The sequence below is a fragment of the Cellulomonas bogoriensis 69B4 = DSM 16987 genome (assembly GCF_000767165.1).
Classification (GTDB): domain Bacteria; phylum Actinomycetota; class Actinomycetes; order Actinomycetales; family Cellulomonadaceae; genus Actinotalea; species Actinotalea bogoriensis.
The window spans coordinates 1-634 of sequence record NZ_AXCZ01000420.1; the positions used below are offsets into that span (position 1 = coordinate 1).

Consider the following 634-nt stretch of genomic DNA (forward strand, 5'->3'; position numbering starts at 1 on the left):
ACGCCCCACGCCACAGCCCCGTACCCCCCGACCCCGGATCCCACGACCCCGGGCCCCATCACCCCGCCCCCGACCGCCACGCCCTGGCGGACGATCGCGGCGACGGCCGTGGCCACCGCCATGGTCACGAGCCTGGTGACCGTGGGCCTCACGGGCGCCCTGGCCACCGACCCCGTCCCACCCACCACGTCCCAGGACGAGTCGGTCACCGTCCCCGCCTCCGGGACCGCGACCGGCCCGGACTGGCAGGCCGTCGCAGCGGACGTCCGCCACTCGGTCGTCGCCCTGGACGTGTCCACGCCCGCCGGCCCCGGCCAGGGCTCGGGCCTGGTGCTCGACACCGACGGCAACGTCCTGACCAACGACCACGTCGTCAGCGGTGCGGTCGACGGCGGCCTCGACGTCACCCTCTCGGACGGGCGCGTGCTGCCCGCGACCGTCACCGGCAGCGACCCGACGACCGACCTGGCGGTCGTGACGCTCGTCGACCCGCCCGACGACCTGCACCCCGCCGTCCTCGGGGACTCTGACGCCCTGGCCGTCGGGGCCGCGGTGATGGCCGTCGGCAACCCCCTCGGTCTCGACAGCACCGTCACCACGGGCATCGTCTCGGCCCTCGACCGGCCCGTGGCGA

The 634-nt window shown here is 76.3% G+C and carries 1 protein-coding gene; it reads left to right on the plus strand.

The window, feature by feature from the left end; genetic code table 11:
* Positions 1-108: 108 nt before the first annotated feature.
* A partial coding sequence (locus N869_RS15790) for a S1C family serine protease (RefSeq protein WP_232229867.1) occupies positions 109-634 on the plus strand: 526 nt, incomplete at its 3' end.